This window comes from Polaribacter ponticola (assembly GCF_026191475.2).
GTDB classification, from domain to species: Bacteria; Bacteroidota; Bacteroidia; order Flavobacteriales; family Flavobacteriaceae; genus Polaribacter; species Polaribacter ponticola.
Genome location: NZ_JAOSLC020000002.1, coordinates 586,650 through 601,358, shown reverse-complemented (window position 1 = coordinate 601,358; position 14,709 = coordinate 586,650). Strand labels below are relative to the sequence as shown.

Annotated in this window: 16 protein-coding genes and 1 pseudogene; 11 read left to right on the top strand and 6 right to left on the bottom strand. The window is 27.8% G+C overall.

The features are described from left to right. Positions 1-33: 33 nt before the first annotated feature. Positions 34-1,455 carry a transcription termination factor Rho gene (gene rho, locus N5A56_RS03210; RefSeq protein WP_420793182.1) on the bottom strand — a complete coding sequence of 474 codons (1,422 nt, stop codon included), beginning with the start codon at positions 1,453-1,455 and terminating at the stop codon, positions 34-36. A gap of 197 nt (positions 1,456-1,652) precedes the next feature. On the opposite strand from rho, the gene N5A56_RS03205 reads away from it, so the two are divergent. The 4 genes from N5A56_RS03205 to N5A56_RS03190 all read left to right on the top strand — a co-directional run bounded on the left by N5A56_RS03205 (position 1,653) and on the right by N5A56_RS03190 (position 5,672). Continuing rightward, a complete protein-coding gene (locus tag N5A56_RS03205; RefSeq protein WP_265726629.1) occupies positions 1,653-2,084 on the top strand; it encodes a DUF4293 domain-containing protein in 432 nt (143 codons plus the stop codon). A gap of 263 nt (positions 2,085-2,347) precedes the next feature. Next, positions 2,348-3,028: a response regulator transcription factor gene (locus N5A56_RS03200; RefSeq protein ID WP_337994759.1), complete on the top strand. Its 681-nt coding sequence runs from the start codon at positions 2,348-2,350 to the stop codon at positions 3,026-3,028. A gap of 100 nt (positions 3,029-3,128) precedes the next feature. Next, entirely contained in the window at positions 3,129-3,821 is a 693-nt protein-coding gene (locus N5A56_RS03195) for a hypothetical protein (protein ID WP_265726630.1), read from the top strand. Between the two features lie 30 nt (positions 3,822-3,851). Next, positions 3,852-5,672 (top strand): tetratricopeptide repeat-containing sensor histidine kinase, encoded by a 1,821-nt coding sequence (locus N5A56_RS03190; protein WP_265726631.1) that lies wholly within the window; start codon positions 3,852-3,854, stop codon positions 5,670-5,672. Here N5A56_RS03190 and N5A56_RS03185 read toward each other — a convergent pair. Then, positions 5,647-6,144 carry a metallophosphoesterase family protein gene (locus N5A56_RS03185; RefSeq protein ID WP_265726632.1) on the bottom strand — a complete coding sequence of 166 codons (498 nt, stop codon included), beginning with the start codon at positions 6,142-6,144 and terminating at the stop codon, positions 5,647-5,649. The two genes, N5A56_RS03190 and N5A56_RS03185, sit on opposite strands and share 26 nt — an antisense overlap. A 98-nt stretch (positions 6,145-6,242) precedes the next feature. On the opposite strand from N5A56_RS03185, the gene truA reads away from it, so the two are divergent. From truA to N5A56_RS03170, 4 genes and pseudogenes are all read left to right on the top strand, one after another. Then, positions 6,243-6,968 (top strand): tRNA pseudouridine(38-40) synthase TruA, encoded by a 726-nt coding sequence (gene truA, locus N5A56_RS03180; protein WP_265726633.1) that lies wholly within the window; start codon positions 6,243-6,245, stop codon positions 6,966-6,968. Positions 6,969-7,022: 54 nt separating this feature from the next. Beyond that, positions 7,023-7,810 (top strand): annotated as a pseudogene (locus tag N5A56_RS17675) (ABC transporter transmembrane domain-containing protein); the annotation flags it as partial. 12 nt (positions 7,811-7,822) lie between these two features. Next, on the top strand, positions 7,823-8,737 hold the full coding sequence (locus tag N5A56_RS17670) for an ABC transporter ATP-binding protein (protein ID WP_420793188.1): 915 nt from the start codon (positions 7,823-7,825) through the stop codon (positions 8,735-8,737). 135 nt (positions 8,738-8,872) lie between these two features. Beyond that, positions 8,873-9,319: a hypothetical protein gene (locus N5A56_RS03170; protein ID WP_265726634.1), complete on the top strand. Its 447-nt coding sequence runs from the start codon at positions 8,873-8,875 to the stop codon at positions 9,317-9,319. Positions 9,320-9,372: 53 nt separating this feature from the next. Here the strand turns inward: N5A56_RS03170 and cdaA are convergent, their stop codons facing one another. The 4 genes from cdaA to N5A56_RS03150 form a co-directional block, all read right to left on the bottom strand. After that, positions 9,373-10,152 carry a diadenylate cyclase CdaA gene (gene cdaA / locus N5A56_RS03165; protein ID WP_265726635.1) on the bottom strand — a complete coding sequence of 260 codons (780 nt, stop codon included), beginning with the start codon at positions 10,150-10,152 and terminating at the stop codon, positions 9,373-9,375. A gap of 510 nt (positions 10,153-10,662) precedes the next feature. Beyond that, positions 10,663-10,812, bottom strand: coding sequence for an ExbD/TolR family protein (locus tag N5A56_RS03160; protein WP_265726636.1), 150 nt, complete (start codon positions 10,810-10,812; stop codon positions 10,663-10,665). A gap of 366 nt (positions 10,813-11,178) precedes the next feature. Beyond that, positions 11,179-12,000 carry a dihydropteroate synthase gene (folP, locus tag N5A56_RS03155; RefSeq protein ID WP_265726637.1) on the bottom strand — a complete coding sequence of 274 codons (822 nt, stop codon included), beginning with the start codon at positions 11,998-12,000 and terminating at the stop codon, positions 11,179-11,181. 1 nt (position 12,001) lies between these two features. Continuing rightward, positions 12,002-12,478, bottom strand: coding sequence for an LOG family protein (locus tag N5A56_RS03150; protein WP_274270173.1), 477 nt, complete (start codon positions 12,476-12,478; stop codon positions 12,002-12,004). 197 nt (positions 12,479-12,675) lie between these two features. Here N5A56_RS03150 and N5A56_RS03145 point away from each other — a divergent pair, with 197 nt between their 5' ends. The 3 genes from N5A56_RS03145 (at position 12,676) to crcB (ending at position 14,677) form a co-directional block, all read left to right on the top strand. Beyond that, positions 12,676-13,209, top strand: a complete 534-nt coding sequence (locus N5A56_RS03145; RefSeq protein ID WP_265726639.1) for a DUF1599 domain-containing protein — start codon at positions 12,676-12,678, stop codon at positions 13,207-13,209. A gap of 134 nt (positions 13,210-13,343) precedes the next feature. After that, positions 13,344-14,306 (top strand): DoxX family protein, encoded by a 963-nt coding sequence (locus N5A56_RS03140; protein WP_265726640.1) that lies wholly within the window; start codon positions 13,344-13,346, stop codon positions 14,304-14,306. Then, positions 14,306-14,677 (top strand): fluoride efflux transporter CrcB, encoded by a 372-nt coding sequence (crcB, locus tag N5A56_RS03135; protein WP_265726641.1) that lies wholly within the window; start codon positions 14,306-14,308, stop codon positions 14,675-14,677. Before N5A56_RS03140 ends, crcB begins: the two co-directional genes overlap by 1 nt. Positions 14,678-14,709 lie beyond the last annotated feature (32 nt).

Genomic DNA, 14,709 nt, shown 5'->3' with positions numbered 1-14,709 from the left:
AACCAGTTTCTGTAAGAGCAGTAGCTATAATTGTTAATGAACCTCCATTTTCAATATTTCTTGCAGCTCCAAAAAATCTTTTGGCTTATGTAATGCATTTGCATCTATACCACCAGACAAAATCTTACCAGAAGCTGGAGCCACAGTATTATATGCTCTAGCCAAACGTGTGATAGAATCTAATAGAATAACAACATCATGCCCGCATTCTACTAATCGTTTTGCTTTTTCAAGAACGATATTAGCAACTTTTACATGTTTGTCTGCTGGTTCATCAAAAGTTGAAGCGACAACCTCTCCGCGTACGTTACGCTTCATGTCAGTAACCTCTTCAGGACGTTCATCTATCAATAAAACAATTTGATAAACCTCTGGGTGATTAGCTGCTATTGCATTAGCCACATCTTTTAGTAACATGGTTTTACCAGTTTTTGGCTGCGCAACAATCATTCCTCTTTGACCTTTTCCTATTGGAGAAAATAAATCTATAATTCTAGTAGATAAAGAGCTACCTTTCTCAGCTAAATTAAATTTTTCTTGCGGAAATAATGGTGTTAAGTGTTCAAATGAAACACGATCTCTAACTAAGTTAGGATTTAATCCATTAATCTTAGAAACTCTAATTAAAGGAAAGTATTTCTCACCTTCTTTTGGAGGACGAACATTACCTCTTACAGTATCACCAGTTTTTAACCCAAATAACTTAATTTGAGATTGAGATACATAAATATCATCTGGAGAAGATAAGTAGTTGTAATCAGAAGAGCGTAAAAAACCGTAACCATCAGGCATCATTTCTAATACACCTTCACTTTCTATAATACCATCAAACTCAAAGTCTGGATCTTTATATCTGTTTCCAGATTTGTTTCCATTATTTCTGTTAGAGTTATTTTTATCTCTATTGTCTTTATTTCGATTTTTGTTATTGTGCTGATTTTTTTGAGAGGTATTATTTTTATTCTTGTTTTGCTGATTTTGAGTAGGTTTTGTTTCCTTACTATCTTTGTTATCAGTTTTAACCTCTTTTGCACCTTCTTTAGTTTTAGAAGTTTCAGTTAAATTAGATTTAGCTTCTTTAGCTTCTTTAGCTTCTTTAGCTTTAAGAACTTCTTTTCTAGGTGTAGGTTTTCTAACTATAGGTTTTTCTATTTCAACCTTATCTATAGTTATTTCTTTTACAGGTGCTTTTTCCTCAATTTCAGCTGTTTCTTTTTTAGTTTCTATAGGTTGAGCTTTTTTTACAACTCTTTTCCTTTTTGGCTTCTCAGCTTTCACCTGTTTTTCTTTAACAACTTCTTTTTTAATTGAAGAAGGACTAGCCGCTTGAGTGTCTAGTATTTGGTATACTAAGTCTAACTTTTTTAATTGACTTGTTTTAGTAAGTCCAATAGATTTTGCAATTACTTGAAGGTCTACAAGAGTTTTTGCTTTTAGTTCAGATATTTCGAACATTTATGTTATTGTTAAGTTATATGAAATCTTAATTTTTTAAGATTCTTTAAAAATTATAATTTTGAGTTTTAACTATTGTATATAGTACTATACAATATTACTAGTGTGGTTATTGTATTACAAATATATGCTTTTTTTTACTTTGTAGTTTTCTTTTTGAAAAAGAAGTTTTACTTTTGTGATTCTATAATTTACTTATGATACAAAGAATACAAACTATTTATTTAATTTTAGCCGCTGCAGTTTCTGGAGGTTTAATTTTTGTATTTAATTTATGGAATACTTTAAAAGAACAAATTTTTGTTTTAGATTTGTTTTCGGAAGAGTTAATTACTTTTAAGGTAATACCTCTTATGTTCATAGCGTCATCAATTTTAGCTTTAGTAACTATATTTTTATTTAAAAATAGAAAGCTTCAATTTGTAATAGGACGTATTATAATTCTGATCAATCTTTTTTTATTAGGATTATTGATTTATTTATCTCTAACATTATCTGGAGAAACTATGGTTTCTGAGAAAGGTATTGGGATGTTTATTCCAATTTTGGTTATTTTGCTTGTTGTTTTGGCAAATAAAGCTATAAAAAAGGATGAAGATCTTGTGAAATCTGCAGATAGAATTCGATAAAACTAACAAATAGTATATTTAGTGCGAAATAAAAACCGAGAAATTATTCTCGGTTTTTTGTTTTTAAGAATAATTTTAATTTTCTCATTTTATTCTTAACTTTATATGCTTAAAATATTTTAAAAAAATCATAAATTTAAACAACTGTAATTCAGATGTTTAGATATTTCATCTCCCTAAAAAAGGGGAGGCTTCTCCCTGTTTTTGGGGAGGTGAAAATTTCATCATAAATAGGGATTGTAGGATCCTTTAAACTAGTTTAAATTTGTAATGTAAGTAATGAAAAAAAGATATACGTTCACGTAGCTGATGATCATAAGATATTAATCGAAGGGATTATAGCTGTAATAAATACAGACAAAGACATTGAAATCAGAGATTATTCTTTAACAGGAAAAGAGGTAATAGATTGGTTTGAAAAGAAAGGAAATAAGGCAGATGTGTTAATATTAGATATTACTATGCCAGTTCTAGACGGTTTTGAAGTTTTAAAACACTTTAATAAAGTTGGTATCAGACAAAACGTTATTATACTTTCTAGTTATGATGATATAAAGATTGTGCAAGAAATGTTAAGTTTAGGTTGTAATGGATATATTACTAAAAATAATGCAGGAGAGCATATTGTAGATGCTATTAAGGCAGTTGCAAATGGTGAACAGTATTTTAGTAGCGATATTCAAAATATTCTTGTAAAAACTTTTGCTGGCCAACATGTACCAATTGGTGATGCTCCAGATAAGTTTTTAAAAGAAACTTTAACAGATAGAGAGTTAGATGTTTTAAAATTGATATCAAAACAACACAATTCTCCTGAAATTGCAGACAAATTAAATTTAGGGCTTAGTACTGTAGAAACGCATAGAAAAAATTTATTAAGAAAATTAAAAGTAAAAAACTCAGTTGGTTTAGCTGTATATGCAGTTAAAAACAAAATAGTATAAATCCCCTTTTTAATATTTTAAATTAAATCCCTTGAGACAATTATAAATTTCCCCAACTATTTTAATAAAAGTATATTAGTAATTAAAACAAACTAAAAAAATGAAAAAAATTAACACTCTAATTGCCGTAGTATTATTCACTTTAGGTTTTACATCTTGTTCTACGGAAGAAGTAATTTTACAAGAAGGACAAAGTACAGAGTTACTTAAAACGTATGAATTAAAAAGAGATGCTACAGGAGCATACTCTGTCGCTTTAAATGTAAATAGTGATGTTGTAGTAGATGTGTTAAAAAATTCTGATGAAAGTTCAAATGAATTTTATTTATCAAAATCTAAAAATGTTAAAGGAGATAAAATAAATTCTGCTTCAGATTTATGGTTTAAAGAAGAGAATTTTAAAGTAGAATTTATAAGTGAGAACAGTAATAAAGTACCTACTATTACTGTATTTGATGACAATATTAAGTTTTCAAATAAATCAGGCAAGAATAAAAAATTCTTAAATGAATATTCTATTTCTAAAAATGAGGATGGAACTTTTGATTTAGATTTTAATGTTAATGATAAAGTAGCAGTTGATTTTGTTTATAATGAAGAATTAGCAACACACGAAATTCATTTAGATAAAGGTAAATCTTCAAAGAATAATTTTTCTAGAACTTTAGAGAAAGAAGAAGGAAAACTATTGAAAATTGATTTTGTAAATCATTCAAATAATTCTAATGCTAAAGCTGCTGCAGTTGTAGTAAGAAAGCCTAGAGTTATAGTAGATGATGGTGAAGACTATTAATAACTAATTTTAGCCAATTTTTTATTGCAAATGAAAAAAATAATATTAATTATTATTTGTTTTAATTTATATCAGATTAATGCAGTTAATGTAAACAAAAAAGAAACCTTAAATGATAAGGTTTCTTTTTTGTTGCAACATAATGATAGCTTATACGTTAAGAAGTTTTTAGTAATTGATAAATTATATAAACAACAGAATTATGTAAAAGCTTTAGAGAAAGCTTTTATATTTTACGATTTCTGTAAAGATAATAATGTGAGTTTTTGGTCTTTTAAAACTTCATTTTTAATAGCAAGTATTTATAATAGAACAAATAAAAATAAAAAATCTTTAGAGTTTTATAAAAAATCTTTAGAATTAATTAAGATTTCGGTTTTAGAAGATGATAGGGTAAAATTCTCAGATTCTAATTATGCAAAAACGTTATTAAGAATAGGTAGTTCCTATCAAAAACTCTCTATTGCTGAAAATGAAAATAATAGATTATACTATACAGATAGTGCAAAGCATTATTATGAAAAAGTAGAAAACTTACCCGAACTGAGTATTGAAGTTGAGGGGATGAAAGCGGTTGTTTTTAGTAATTTATCTGGTATTTATGAAAAAGATTCGATTTTTGATAAAGCAGAAAGTTATGTTAAGAAAGCTATTGTAATTCATAAAAAACTAAATAAAAATATAGGATTAGCTAAAGCAATCAATAATTTGGGTAATATATTTTTATCTCAAAAAGAATACAAAAAAGCTAAGAATTTATATTTAGAAGCACTAGATTTAATAAAAAATAACGATGATCCTTCTGCTAATAGAACCAAAGCTAGTTTGTATTATAATTTAGCATGGGCAATGCGTAATCTTAAAGATTATAAATCTTATGATTATCAAGAAAAATCTTATAACATACAAGATACTATTCGGGAAAAAGAATTTAGAAGTATTATAGCCGAATTATCGCATGAGTATGATTTTGATACTGAGAAAAAACTTTTAGAAGAAAAACAAAAAGTTAGAATTTTACAAGAGAAAGATAAAAACAGGAGTATTATAGTTATTGGGATATTCCTTTTAATTTCTATGATAATTGTTATAGGTTATTATATTTTAAGACAAAAAAGTTTACAATTAAAATTAACTCAGACTGAGTTAAAACAAAATCAAAATTTAGATAAATTAAAATCAGAATCTCAAGCAAGAGTTTTGGATGCTACTTTAAATGGGAAAGAATCTGAGAGAAAAGAGATTGCAGAAGTTTTACACGACAGCGTAAGTGCAATGTTATCATCTGCTAATTTACATTTGCAAGCTACAAGAAAACAGTTTGATAATGGAGTTCCGGTTGAGATTGATAAAACTCAAAAAATTATAAACGAAGCGTCTAAGAAAATTAGAGATTTATCTCATACTTTAGTTTCATCTGTATTGTTAAAATTCGGTTTAAATTTTGCAACAAAAGATATTGCAGAAAAATATTCAAATTCAGATTTAGTAATAGAAGCTGAAATTGAAAACTTGAGGAGATATCATCAAAATTTTGAAATTAAAGTTCATAATATTATTCAAGAATTAACTAATAATATTTTAAAACATAGTAAAGCTAAAAAAGCTGTTATTAAAATAAAGGAGTTAGATGGTAAAATTGTAATTCAAATTACTGATGACGGAATTGGTTTTGACGAATCTAAAATAGATAACAAAGATGGTTTAGGAATTAATCAAATTGAAGCTAGAATACAGATGATGAAAGGTCAATTTAAAATAACCTCTTATAAAGGAAAAGGTACTCATATTAAAGTAGAGATCCCAATAAAAGAAAAAGAAGAGATTATCCTCTCTGAGCTAGTTCAATAATTTCTAAATTTTTTATTTCTCCTTTTTCTAATTCAAATCGTAACATAGTTCTAACTTTATGAAATCCATGATTGCCTGCTGCTCCTGGGTTTAGGTGTAATAGGTTCAGTTTTTTGTCAAACTGAACTTTAAGAATATGAGAATGACCAGAAATAAATATTTTTGGAGGGTTTTTAGTAATATTTTCTCTAATTCTTAAATTGTATTTGTTAGGATAACCACCAATATGTGTTATCCAAATGGAAACATTTTCTACTAAAAATTTATTATCTAAAGGAAATTCAGATCTAGCATCTGCATTATCAATGTTTCCATAAACACATCTTAAAGGTTTTAGTTTTTTTATTGTGTCAGTCACATTTAAATCACCAATATCGCCTGCGTGCCAAACTTCATCAGCTTGTTTTACAAACTTTAAAATTTGATCATCGATGTAACTATGTGTGTCCGATAAAAGTAAAATTTTTTTCATTTCAAAACTGTAAGAAAAGTTTAACGTCTCTTAGAGTCTCAAAAGTAAGGATAACAAAATAAATTCCGTAATTTTGAGGTCTTCAAAAACATATATTCTTGAGATATTTTATAGAGCTTTCTTATAACGGTAAAAATTATCATGGTTGGCAAATTCAGCCAGATGTTATTTCTGTACAAGAAAAACTAAACATAGCTATAAGTACAATTACTCAAGTAAATATTCAAGTAGTTGGAGCAGGAAGAACAGATACAGGTGTCCATGCTTCACAAATGTTTGCTCATTTTGATGTAGATAAAGTATTAAAAGGAGATTTGGTTTTTAAATTAAATTCAATTTTACCTAACGATATTACTGTTTACAAAGTTTTTTTGGTTGATAGTGAAAAGCATGTTAGATTTGATGCTATTTCAAGAAGTTATGAGTATAAAATTTGGATGGGAAGAAATCCTTTTTTATTAGACTTTACATGGCAAATTCATTCTCAAAAACCTGATATTCAGTTAATGAATGAAGCAGCAAAATTATTGTTAGAGTATACAGATTTTCAAACTTTTTCTAAAGTTAAAACCGATGTTTACACTTTTAATTGTGATGTTACAGAAGCATATTGGGAATCTAAGGGTAATGAATTGATATTTCATATTTCTGCAAATAGATTTCTTAGAAATATGGTAAGAGCAATTGTAGGTACTTTGTTAGATGTTGGTTTAGGTAAAATTACTGTTGATGGTTTTAGAGAAATAATAGAAAGTAAGAATAGAGGTAATGCAGGATTATCTGTACCAGCAAAGGGCTTATTTTTAACACAAATAAAATATTAAATTTTGGCAGAAAAAACAGGAAACGCTTTTGATATTAAAATTTTCTCAAGATTAATGTCTTTTGCTAAACGATATCGTTTGTACTTTTTTATAGCAGCATCGTCTACAATATTATTAGCATTATTTTCTGTGTTATCACCTTATATTTTAATAAATACTGTAGATGATTATATATTATCTAAAGACAAAGCAGGTTTGTTAAACTATACTTTATTAATGCTTGGTGTTTTGTTTGTTGAAGTAGCACTGCAATTTATTTTTATTTATTATGCAAATTGGGTTGGCCAACATATTATTAGAGATATTAGAGCAAAAATATTCAGGCATATTTTACAATTTAAAATGTCTTATTTTGATAATAATTCTGTTGGTAAATTAGTTACAAGAGTAGTTTCTGATATAGAAACAATTGCAGCTTTTTTAGCAATGGTGTTTTTACAATTTTAAGTGATATTCTTAAAATGTTTGCAGTAACTGTAGTTATGCTAATTTTAAATTGGAAGTTGGCATTAATAACCTTAACAATTTTACCAATATTAGTATATGCTACTAAACTTTTTCAAGTTGCAATAAAGGCTACTTTTCAAGAGGTTAGAAACCAAGTTGCAAACTTAAATGGTTTTGTGCAAGAAAGAGTTACTGGTATGAAAATTGTACAATTGTTTAATCGGGAAAGTATTGAATATGAAAATTTTAAAGAAATAAATGACAAGCACAAAAAAGCCCATGTAAAAACAATTTGGTATTATTCTGTATTCTTCCCTATTGCAGAAATTTTATCTTCTATTGGTATTGGATTAATTGTTTGGTTTGGTGGCGGACAAGCTATTCAGAATTCTGGAATTTCTGTGGGTATGATTATGGGGTTTATTCAATTTGCACAAATGTTGTTTAGACCTTTAAGGCAAATTGCAGATAAATTTAATCAGCTTCAAATGGGAATTGTTGCTGGTGAGCGTGTTTTTAAAGTAATAGATACAGAAAGTAGTATTGCTAAAAGTGGTATAGTTAAAGCAGATAAGTTAAAGGGAGATATCAGTTTTAAAGAGGTAAGGTTTAGTTACATTAAAGGAGAAGAAGTTCTAAAAGGGATTTCTTTAGATGTTAAAAGCGGACAAACAATAGCAATTGTTGGGGCAACCGGAGCAGGAAAGTCAACAATCATAAACTTAATAAATCGTTTTTACGAAATAGATAGTGGTACGATTTCTGTTGATGGAGTTTCTGTAAATGAATATGATTTAGAAAATTTAAGAAATCAAGTTGCTATTGTACTTCAAGATGTCTTTTTATTCTCAGATTCTATTTTAAATAACATCACTTTAAAAAATGAGAATATCTCATTAAAAGAAGTAGAAGAAGCAGCAAAACAAATAGGAATTCACGATTTTATAATGACACTTCCTAATGGTTATCATTACAACGTAAAAGAAAGAGGAGCTATGTTATCTTCTGGTCAAAGACAATTAATTGCTTTTTTACGAGCGTATGTTAGTAAACCAAGTATTTTAATTTTAGATGAAGCAACTTCTTCTGTAGATGCTTATGCAGAACAAATGATACAGTTTGCAACTGAAACTATTACCAAAAATAGAACATCAATAGTAATCGCACATAGATTAGCAACTATAAAACAGGCTGATAAAATTATTGTTATGGATAAAGGTTTTATAGTAGAAGAAGGTTCTCATTTAGAATTACTAGAAAAAGAAAATGGTTACTACAAAAATTTATATGATAAGCAATTTAGCTTAGATAAGGCTTCTTAAAATTTTTATTATCAGTGTTTTATCTTTTTTAAGGTAAGTTTACTTCGATGGATATTTTTGTCGTTTTTTCTCTAAAAAGATAAAATATCATATATATTGATATACCTTTACGTTTCAATCTAAAACAAAACAAAAATGAAAAAAATCGTATTATCAGTATTGGTTGTTGGTGCATTATTAGCAACATCTTGTAAAGGAGAAAAAAAGGAAGCTGAAAAAGCTAAAGATGGAGTTAAAACAGAAGTTGTAACAGAAATCGAAGAAGTTAAAACAGATGTAGTAACTAAAGTAGAAGAAGCTAAAAAAGAAGTTTCTGATATGGTTGCATCTGCTTTAGAAGGTATTTCTATCCCTAGTTTTGATAATCCAAAAGTTACTGAGCACTTACAATCTTACGCAACGTATGCAAAAGATTATATTGCTGCTAAAGGTGATGTTTTAAAGAAACCAGCTTTAGTAAAAAAAGGAGCTGAATTATTAGCACAAGGAAAAAGTTTAGTTGCAGGTTTAGATGATTCATCTAAAGCTAAATTTAAAAGTGTATTAAGTCAAATTCAATCTAAAATGGCTCCTTCTAAATAAGGAATTACATTTTATTTAATATTAAAAAGGTTCTCGTTTAGAGAACCTTTTTTTTATGAAGCCAAATCGTTTTTAAGTTTTTCGTTTAATTCGTCTATTGTTGAGTGCAAAACAAAACCGCCATCTTTTATATATGATATTTCTCCTGTTTCTTCAGAAACTAATAAACAGACTGCATCAGTTTTTTCACTAACACCAATTGCAGCTCTATGTCTTAATCCAAATCTTGCGGGTATTTTTGTGCTATCGGATATGGGCAAAACTACACGTGTAGCAACTACAAAATTATCTCTAATAATAGTTGCACCATCATGCAAAGGGCTATTTTTAAAAAAGATACTTTCTAATATAACTTCGTTTACAAGCGCATTCATAGCATCGCCATTGTTTATTAAAAAGTCTAAACCATTAGTTCTTTCAATAACAATAAGAGCACCAGTTTTAGTTTTGGACATATTACTACATGCTCTTATTATTTTCTCGGTATCTATTTCCGAGCTAATTTCTGATTGTAAAAACTTTAGTTGATTTAAAAAACCTTTTTTAGATGAAAAGTTTGTAGTACCAATCATTAATAAAAACTTTCTAATTTCTTGCTGAAACACAATAATAAGAGCAATTACACCTCCAGAAAGTAAATAGCCTAAAATACCACTTAACATTTCCATTTTTAGGGCTTGTGTAATTTTCCAGATTAGGAAAATAAATGCAATTCCAATAAAAATATTAATAGCAACAGTACCTTTTAATAATTTATAAATGTAGTAGAGTAGTGTAGCAACTAGCAAAATATCTAGCACATCTAAAATTGAAAAAGGAATAAAATCTAGCATTTAAAATTGAATGATTTGAGGTAAAAGTACTAATAAATTTTGTGTGTACAATATCAGTTTTTTATTTCTGAATCTGAAAGTAAGAGTGGATATTTTTCACGAATTATTTTAATTTTAGCTTCAATCTGCTTGTTTTTGTTATTCGAATTTTTAAACTCATCTAATAAACTTGTATAATTTTGATTGTATACATCTACAGATAACTTATTTCGTAAATGGGTGTATGCACTATTTAAATTGTCTAAAACAGAAATATAAGTTTCGTAATTTGTATTTCTGTTTGCTTTAATAGATATAAAAGCTTTAGAAGGATGATCTGAAGATGTTTCTAATTTCTTTCCGTTACACCAATTACAAGGTTGTTTGTTTTTATCAACACCGACTCCGTTATCTATAAAATCGATGGCTACCTTTTTTAAATCGTTTAATAGAATAACTTCTCCATCAACAAATAATTCATTTTTTAGATTAATGTTTACTTCTAAAATGTTTTTTTCTTTGATGAGGATATTATCTGTAATTTTTTTCTTTTTTAGGAATTTTTCTAATAATTCCGGAATCTGTATCCATAGTTGTGGTTACTAAAAAGAAGATTAATAATAAAAATGCGATGTCTGCCATTGAACCAGCATTAATTTCTGGTGTGTCTTTTCTACTCATAATACCTAGTTTTAAAGTTAATAAATGGTTTTTTATTTCAAAATATTTTGAAAGGAATGTTTAAAGTTTGTCTAGGTAGATTTTTGGCGTTAACATAACTTTAACAAAAAGAGTGCCACAAAATTTTAATAATATATTGTTATTATAAATAGTAAAGTGATTTTACTGTTTGATAAGAAATTGTATTTGGTGAAGATATTACTGTAAATTTTTAATAAAAAAGGGCTTCTATTTTATGCAACTAATTTGCAAATAGGTTTAGCCCTGATTGAAGCGACATCCTTTTTGTTTTTACAAAAAGATATAGCGAAAAGCAGGAAATAGCTTCTTAAAAAAAGGGAGTTAAATCTTAACTTTAGTAATTGTTTAGAGAACTTGCTTCACAATTTTCACGGTTTCTACTGCTTCTTTTACATCGTGAACTCTAAGTATATTTGCACCATTTAAAAGGGCGATTGTATTAGCAGAAGTGGTTGCGTTTAAGGCTTCTTGTGCAGAAATATCTAAGGTTTTGTATAGCATCGATTTTCTGGAAATTCCTGCTAGAATAGGAGTATCTAGGTTTTTAAAAAGCGATAAGTTTTTTAAAATTTCAAAATTATGATTGATAGTTTTTCCAAAACCAAAACCAACATCTATAATAACATCGTTTAATTTTAGTTGATGTAATTTAAAAATTTGTGCTGCAAAAAAGGAGATAATTTCTTCTGTTGCATTTTTATAAACAGGATTTAATTGCATGTTTTGTGGAGTGCCTAACATGTGCATTAAAATATACGGAACCTGTAATTTAGAAACAGTTTCAAACATTTTATCATCCATTTTTCCACCAGAAATATCATTGATAATTGCTGCTCCAGACTTAACGCTTTCATAGGCAATTTTACTTCTAAAAGTATCTACAGAAATAATAATTTCTGGAAAGTTTTTTATTAGTAAATCAATAACAGGAATAATTCTTTGTAATTCTTCTGTTTCAGAAATATGTTTTGCTCCAGGTCTAGAAGAATAAGCTCCAACATCTATAAAAGTAGCTCCTTCTAAAAGCATTTTTTCAACTTGATTAAGAATAGCATTTTCATTCTTATACTTTCCACCATCAAAAAAGGAATCTGGAGTAATATTTAAAATTCCCATTACTTTTGGAGATGACAAATCTATTAAGGAGCCTTTACAATTTATTGTCATTTTATCTTACTACTTTATTAATTACATGGCTTATTTTTGGAGCTTTGTAAGCATTCATTTTTTGCATTAAATCATTAACAGAATTTCCAACAATTAGCATTTCTCTATTGGTTTGTTTTAAATAGCCTTCTTCAACCATTTTATCTAATTGTACTAAAATAGCATTAAAAAAACCATTTACATTTAAGATACCAATTGGTTTTTGCTCTATATGTAATTGATTTAAAGTAAGAGCTTCAAAAAGTTCATCTAAAGTTCCAAAACCTCCCGGAAGCGTAATATAGCCATCAACCAATTTACTCATAATTACCTTGCGTTCGCTCATGTTTTTACAAACAATCATTTCTTCAACTCCAGAATGCACAACCTCTTCTTTTTCCAGTAATTTAGGAATTACACCAATAACTTCGCCATTTTGAGCAAGAACTGTATCAGATAAAACACCCATCATTCCTATTTTTCCACCACCATAAACCAATCCAATATTTTTTTACAAAATAATTACTAAGTTCTATGGCGGCATCTTTGTATATAGAATTATATCCTAAACTAGATCCACAAAAAACTACAATTCTTTTCATTCTTAAGTAAATTAACGGTTGATAAATTCATTGTAAAAATAAATGAATTGGATTTAAGATTTACTATTTTTACGCAAATACTTTTTACATAAAAATGCAAGATACATCCAAACAATATGATGCTGTAATTAAAGGTTGCAGAAGTTTATTCATCAAAAAAATGTCTGATTACGGTTCTGCTTGGCGAATTTTACGTTTGTCTTCTTTAACTGATCAAATTTTTATAAAAGCGCAAAGAATTCGTCAGTTACAAGAAAATGATGTAAGAAAAGTAGATGAAGGAGAAAAATCTGAATTTATTGGAATTATTAATTATTCGATAATGGCGCTAATTCAGTTAGAACTTGGTGTTGTAGATAATCCGGATTTAACAACTGAACAAGCAGCACTTTTATATGATAAGCATAGTAAAATAACTAAAGAGTTAATGTTAAATAAAAATCATGACTATGGTGAAGCTTGGAGAGAAATGCGTGTTTCTAGCTTAACAGATTTAATTTTACAAAAATTATTAAGAGTTAAACAAATTGAGGACAACAAGGGGAAAACACTAGTTTCTGAAGGTATTGATGCTAATTACCAAGACATGATTAATTATGCAGTTTTTGCAATGATTCATTTAGGATAAAAAATGTGTTAGAGTTGCAAAGTCTTAAAGTTGTAAAGTAGTAGAGTACAAGGTTAGAAATCGTAATTGCGAGGAACTAAGCGATCTTTTTTATTTAAAAGAAAATTTGCATTGAGAAGTTTAAAATTTATTTTATGAAAATACTAGTCCAATTAGTAAGAATAATAGTAGGAGCCTTATTTATATTTTCTGGTTTTGTAAAACTGGTAGACCCAATTGGCTCTAAATACAAGTTTGAAGAATATTTTTCTGACGGTGTTTTAAATATGGAGTTTTTAATTCCGTTTGCTTTACCCTTTGCAATATTTCTAATTATTGCAGAAATAGTTTTAGGCGTTGCATTATTGGTTGGTTGGCGCGCAAAATTTACAGTTAGAAGTTTATTGGTTACAATATTACTTTTTCTATTTTTAACTTGGTATTCTGCATATTATAATAAAGTTACAGATTGTGGTTGTTTTGGAGATTTTTTAAAACTAACACCTTGGACCTCTTTTTATAAGGATGTTATACTTACTGTTTTAATTGTTTTTCTAAGTTATAAAACTAAACTTATAAAACCAATTACAACAACTTGGTTGCCAGGTAAAATTACTTTCTGGTCTTTAGTTTTATCTGCTTTTGTTACCTATTATGTTTTAGTTCATTTACCTATTGTAGATTTTAGAGCTTACGCTATTGGTAAAAGTATACCTAAAGGGATGGAGTATAAAGATGATGGAGAAATGCCTCCTGTTCACGATTTTGTTTTAGAAAATTCTCAAAATGATTTAGCACCAGAGATTTTTAAGATGAAAAAAGTAATGTTAGTAATTGCATATAATTTAAACGGCTCTGATTTTGAGGGGTTTACAGAGGTTAAAAAATTAGCAGATAGAGCTATAAAAAAAGGCTATAGAGTATATGGTGTCTCAGCTTCTTTTTCTGATATTATTGAATTAACCGAGAAAAAATTTAAACTTCCTTTTGAGTTTTTATTTTGTGATGAAACAACTTTAAAAACGATGATTAGAGCAAATCCTGGAATTATGATTTTAAATAAAGGAACAGTTACTCAAAAGAAAAATTGGAGAGATGCTGAAGATATAAAGCTATAATGAAAAACTTACTATTTGTTTTTATTGGAGGAGGTTTTGGTAGTGTTTTACGCTTTTTAATTGGTAAGTGGTTAAATAATTCAGAGGGGAATTTTCCATTAGGAACTTTTGTTGCTAATGTTTTAGGAAGTCTTTTAATAGGTGTAATTTTAGGTTATGTGGCTAAAAATGATGCAATTAATCAAAACCATACATTGTTGTTAGCAACAGGTTTTTGTGGAGGATTTACTACCTTTTCTACATTTGCATATGAAAATCAAGTTTTTTTAAAATCTGGAGACTTTACTTCTTTCGCTTTTTATACAATTGCAAGTTTTGTAGTTGGATTTTTGGCGGTTTTTGCAGGGATTTATTTAGTAAAATTTATATAAAAAAGTAACCTTAAAAATCTACTTCTAATAAG

Bases quoted from the DNA above. Each gene is read 5' to 3' on its own strand.
- rho (WP_420793182.1), bottom strand. From the start codon at position 1,455: ATGTTCGAAATATCTGAACTAAAAGCAAAAACTCTTGTAGACCTTCAA.
- N5A56_RS03205 (WP_265726629.1), top strand. From the start codon at position 1,653: ATGATACAAAGAATACAAACTATTTATTTAATTTTAGCCGCTGCAGTT.
- N5A56_RS03195 (WP_265726630.1), top strand. From the start codon at position 3,129: ATGAAAAAAATTAACACTCTAATTGCCGTAGTATTATTCACTTTAGGT.
- N5A56_RS03190 (WP_265726631.1), top strand. From the start codon at position 3,852: ATGAAAAAAATAATATTAATTATTATTTGTTTTAATTTATATCAGATT.
- N5A56_RS03185 (WP_265726632.1), bottom strand. From the start codon at position 6,144: ATGAAAAAAATTTTACTTTTATCGGACACACATAGTTACATCGATGAT.
- N5A56_RS17670 (WP_420793188.1), top strand. From the start codon at position 7,823: ATGATTATGGGGTTTATTCAATTTGCACAAATGTTGTTTAGACCTTTA.
- N5A56_RS03170 (WP_265726634.1), top strand. From the start codon at position 8,873: ATGAAAAAAATCGTATTATCAGTATTGGTTGTTGGTGCATTATTAGCA.
- cdaA (WP_265726635.1), bottom strand. From the start codon at position 10,152: ATGCTAGATTTTATTCCTTTTTCAATTTTAGATGTGCTAGATATTTTG.
- N5A56_RS03160 (WP_265726636.1), bottom strand. From the start codon at position 10,812: ATGAGTAGAAAAGACACACCAGAAATTAATGCTGGTTCAATGGCAGAC.
- folP (WP_265726637.1), bottom strand. From the start codon at position 12,000: ATGACAATAAATTGTAAAGGCTCCTTAATAGATTTGTCATCTCCAAAA.
- N5A56_RS03145 (WP_265726639.1), top strand. From the start codon at position 12,676: ATGCAAGATACATCCAAACAATATGATGCTGTAATTAAAGGTTGCAGA.
- N5A56_RS03140 (WP_265726640.1), top strand. From the start codon at position 13,344: ATGAAAATACTAGTCCAATTAGTAAGAATAATAGTAGGAGCCTTATTT.
- crcB (WP_265726641.1), top strand. From the start codon at position 14,306: ATGAAAAACTTACTATTTGTTTTTATTGGAGGAGGTTTTGGTAGTGTT.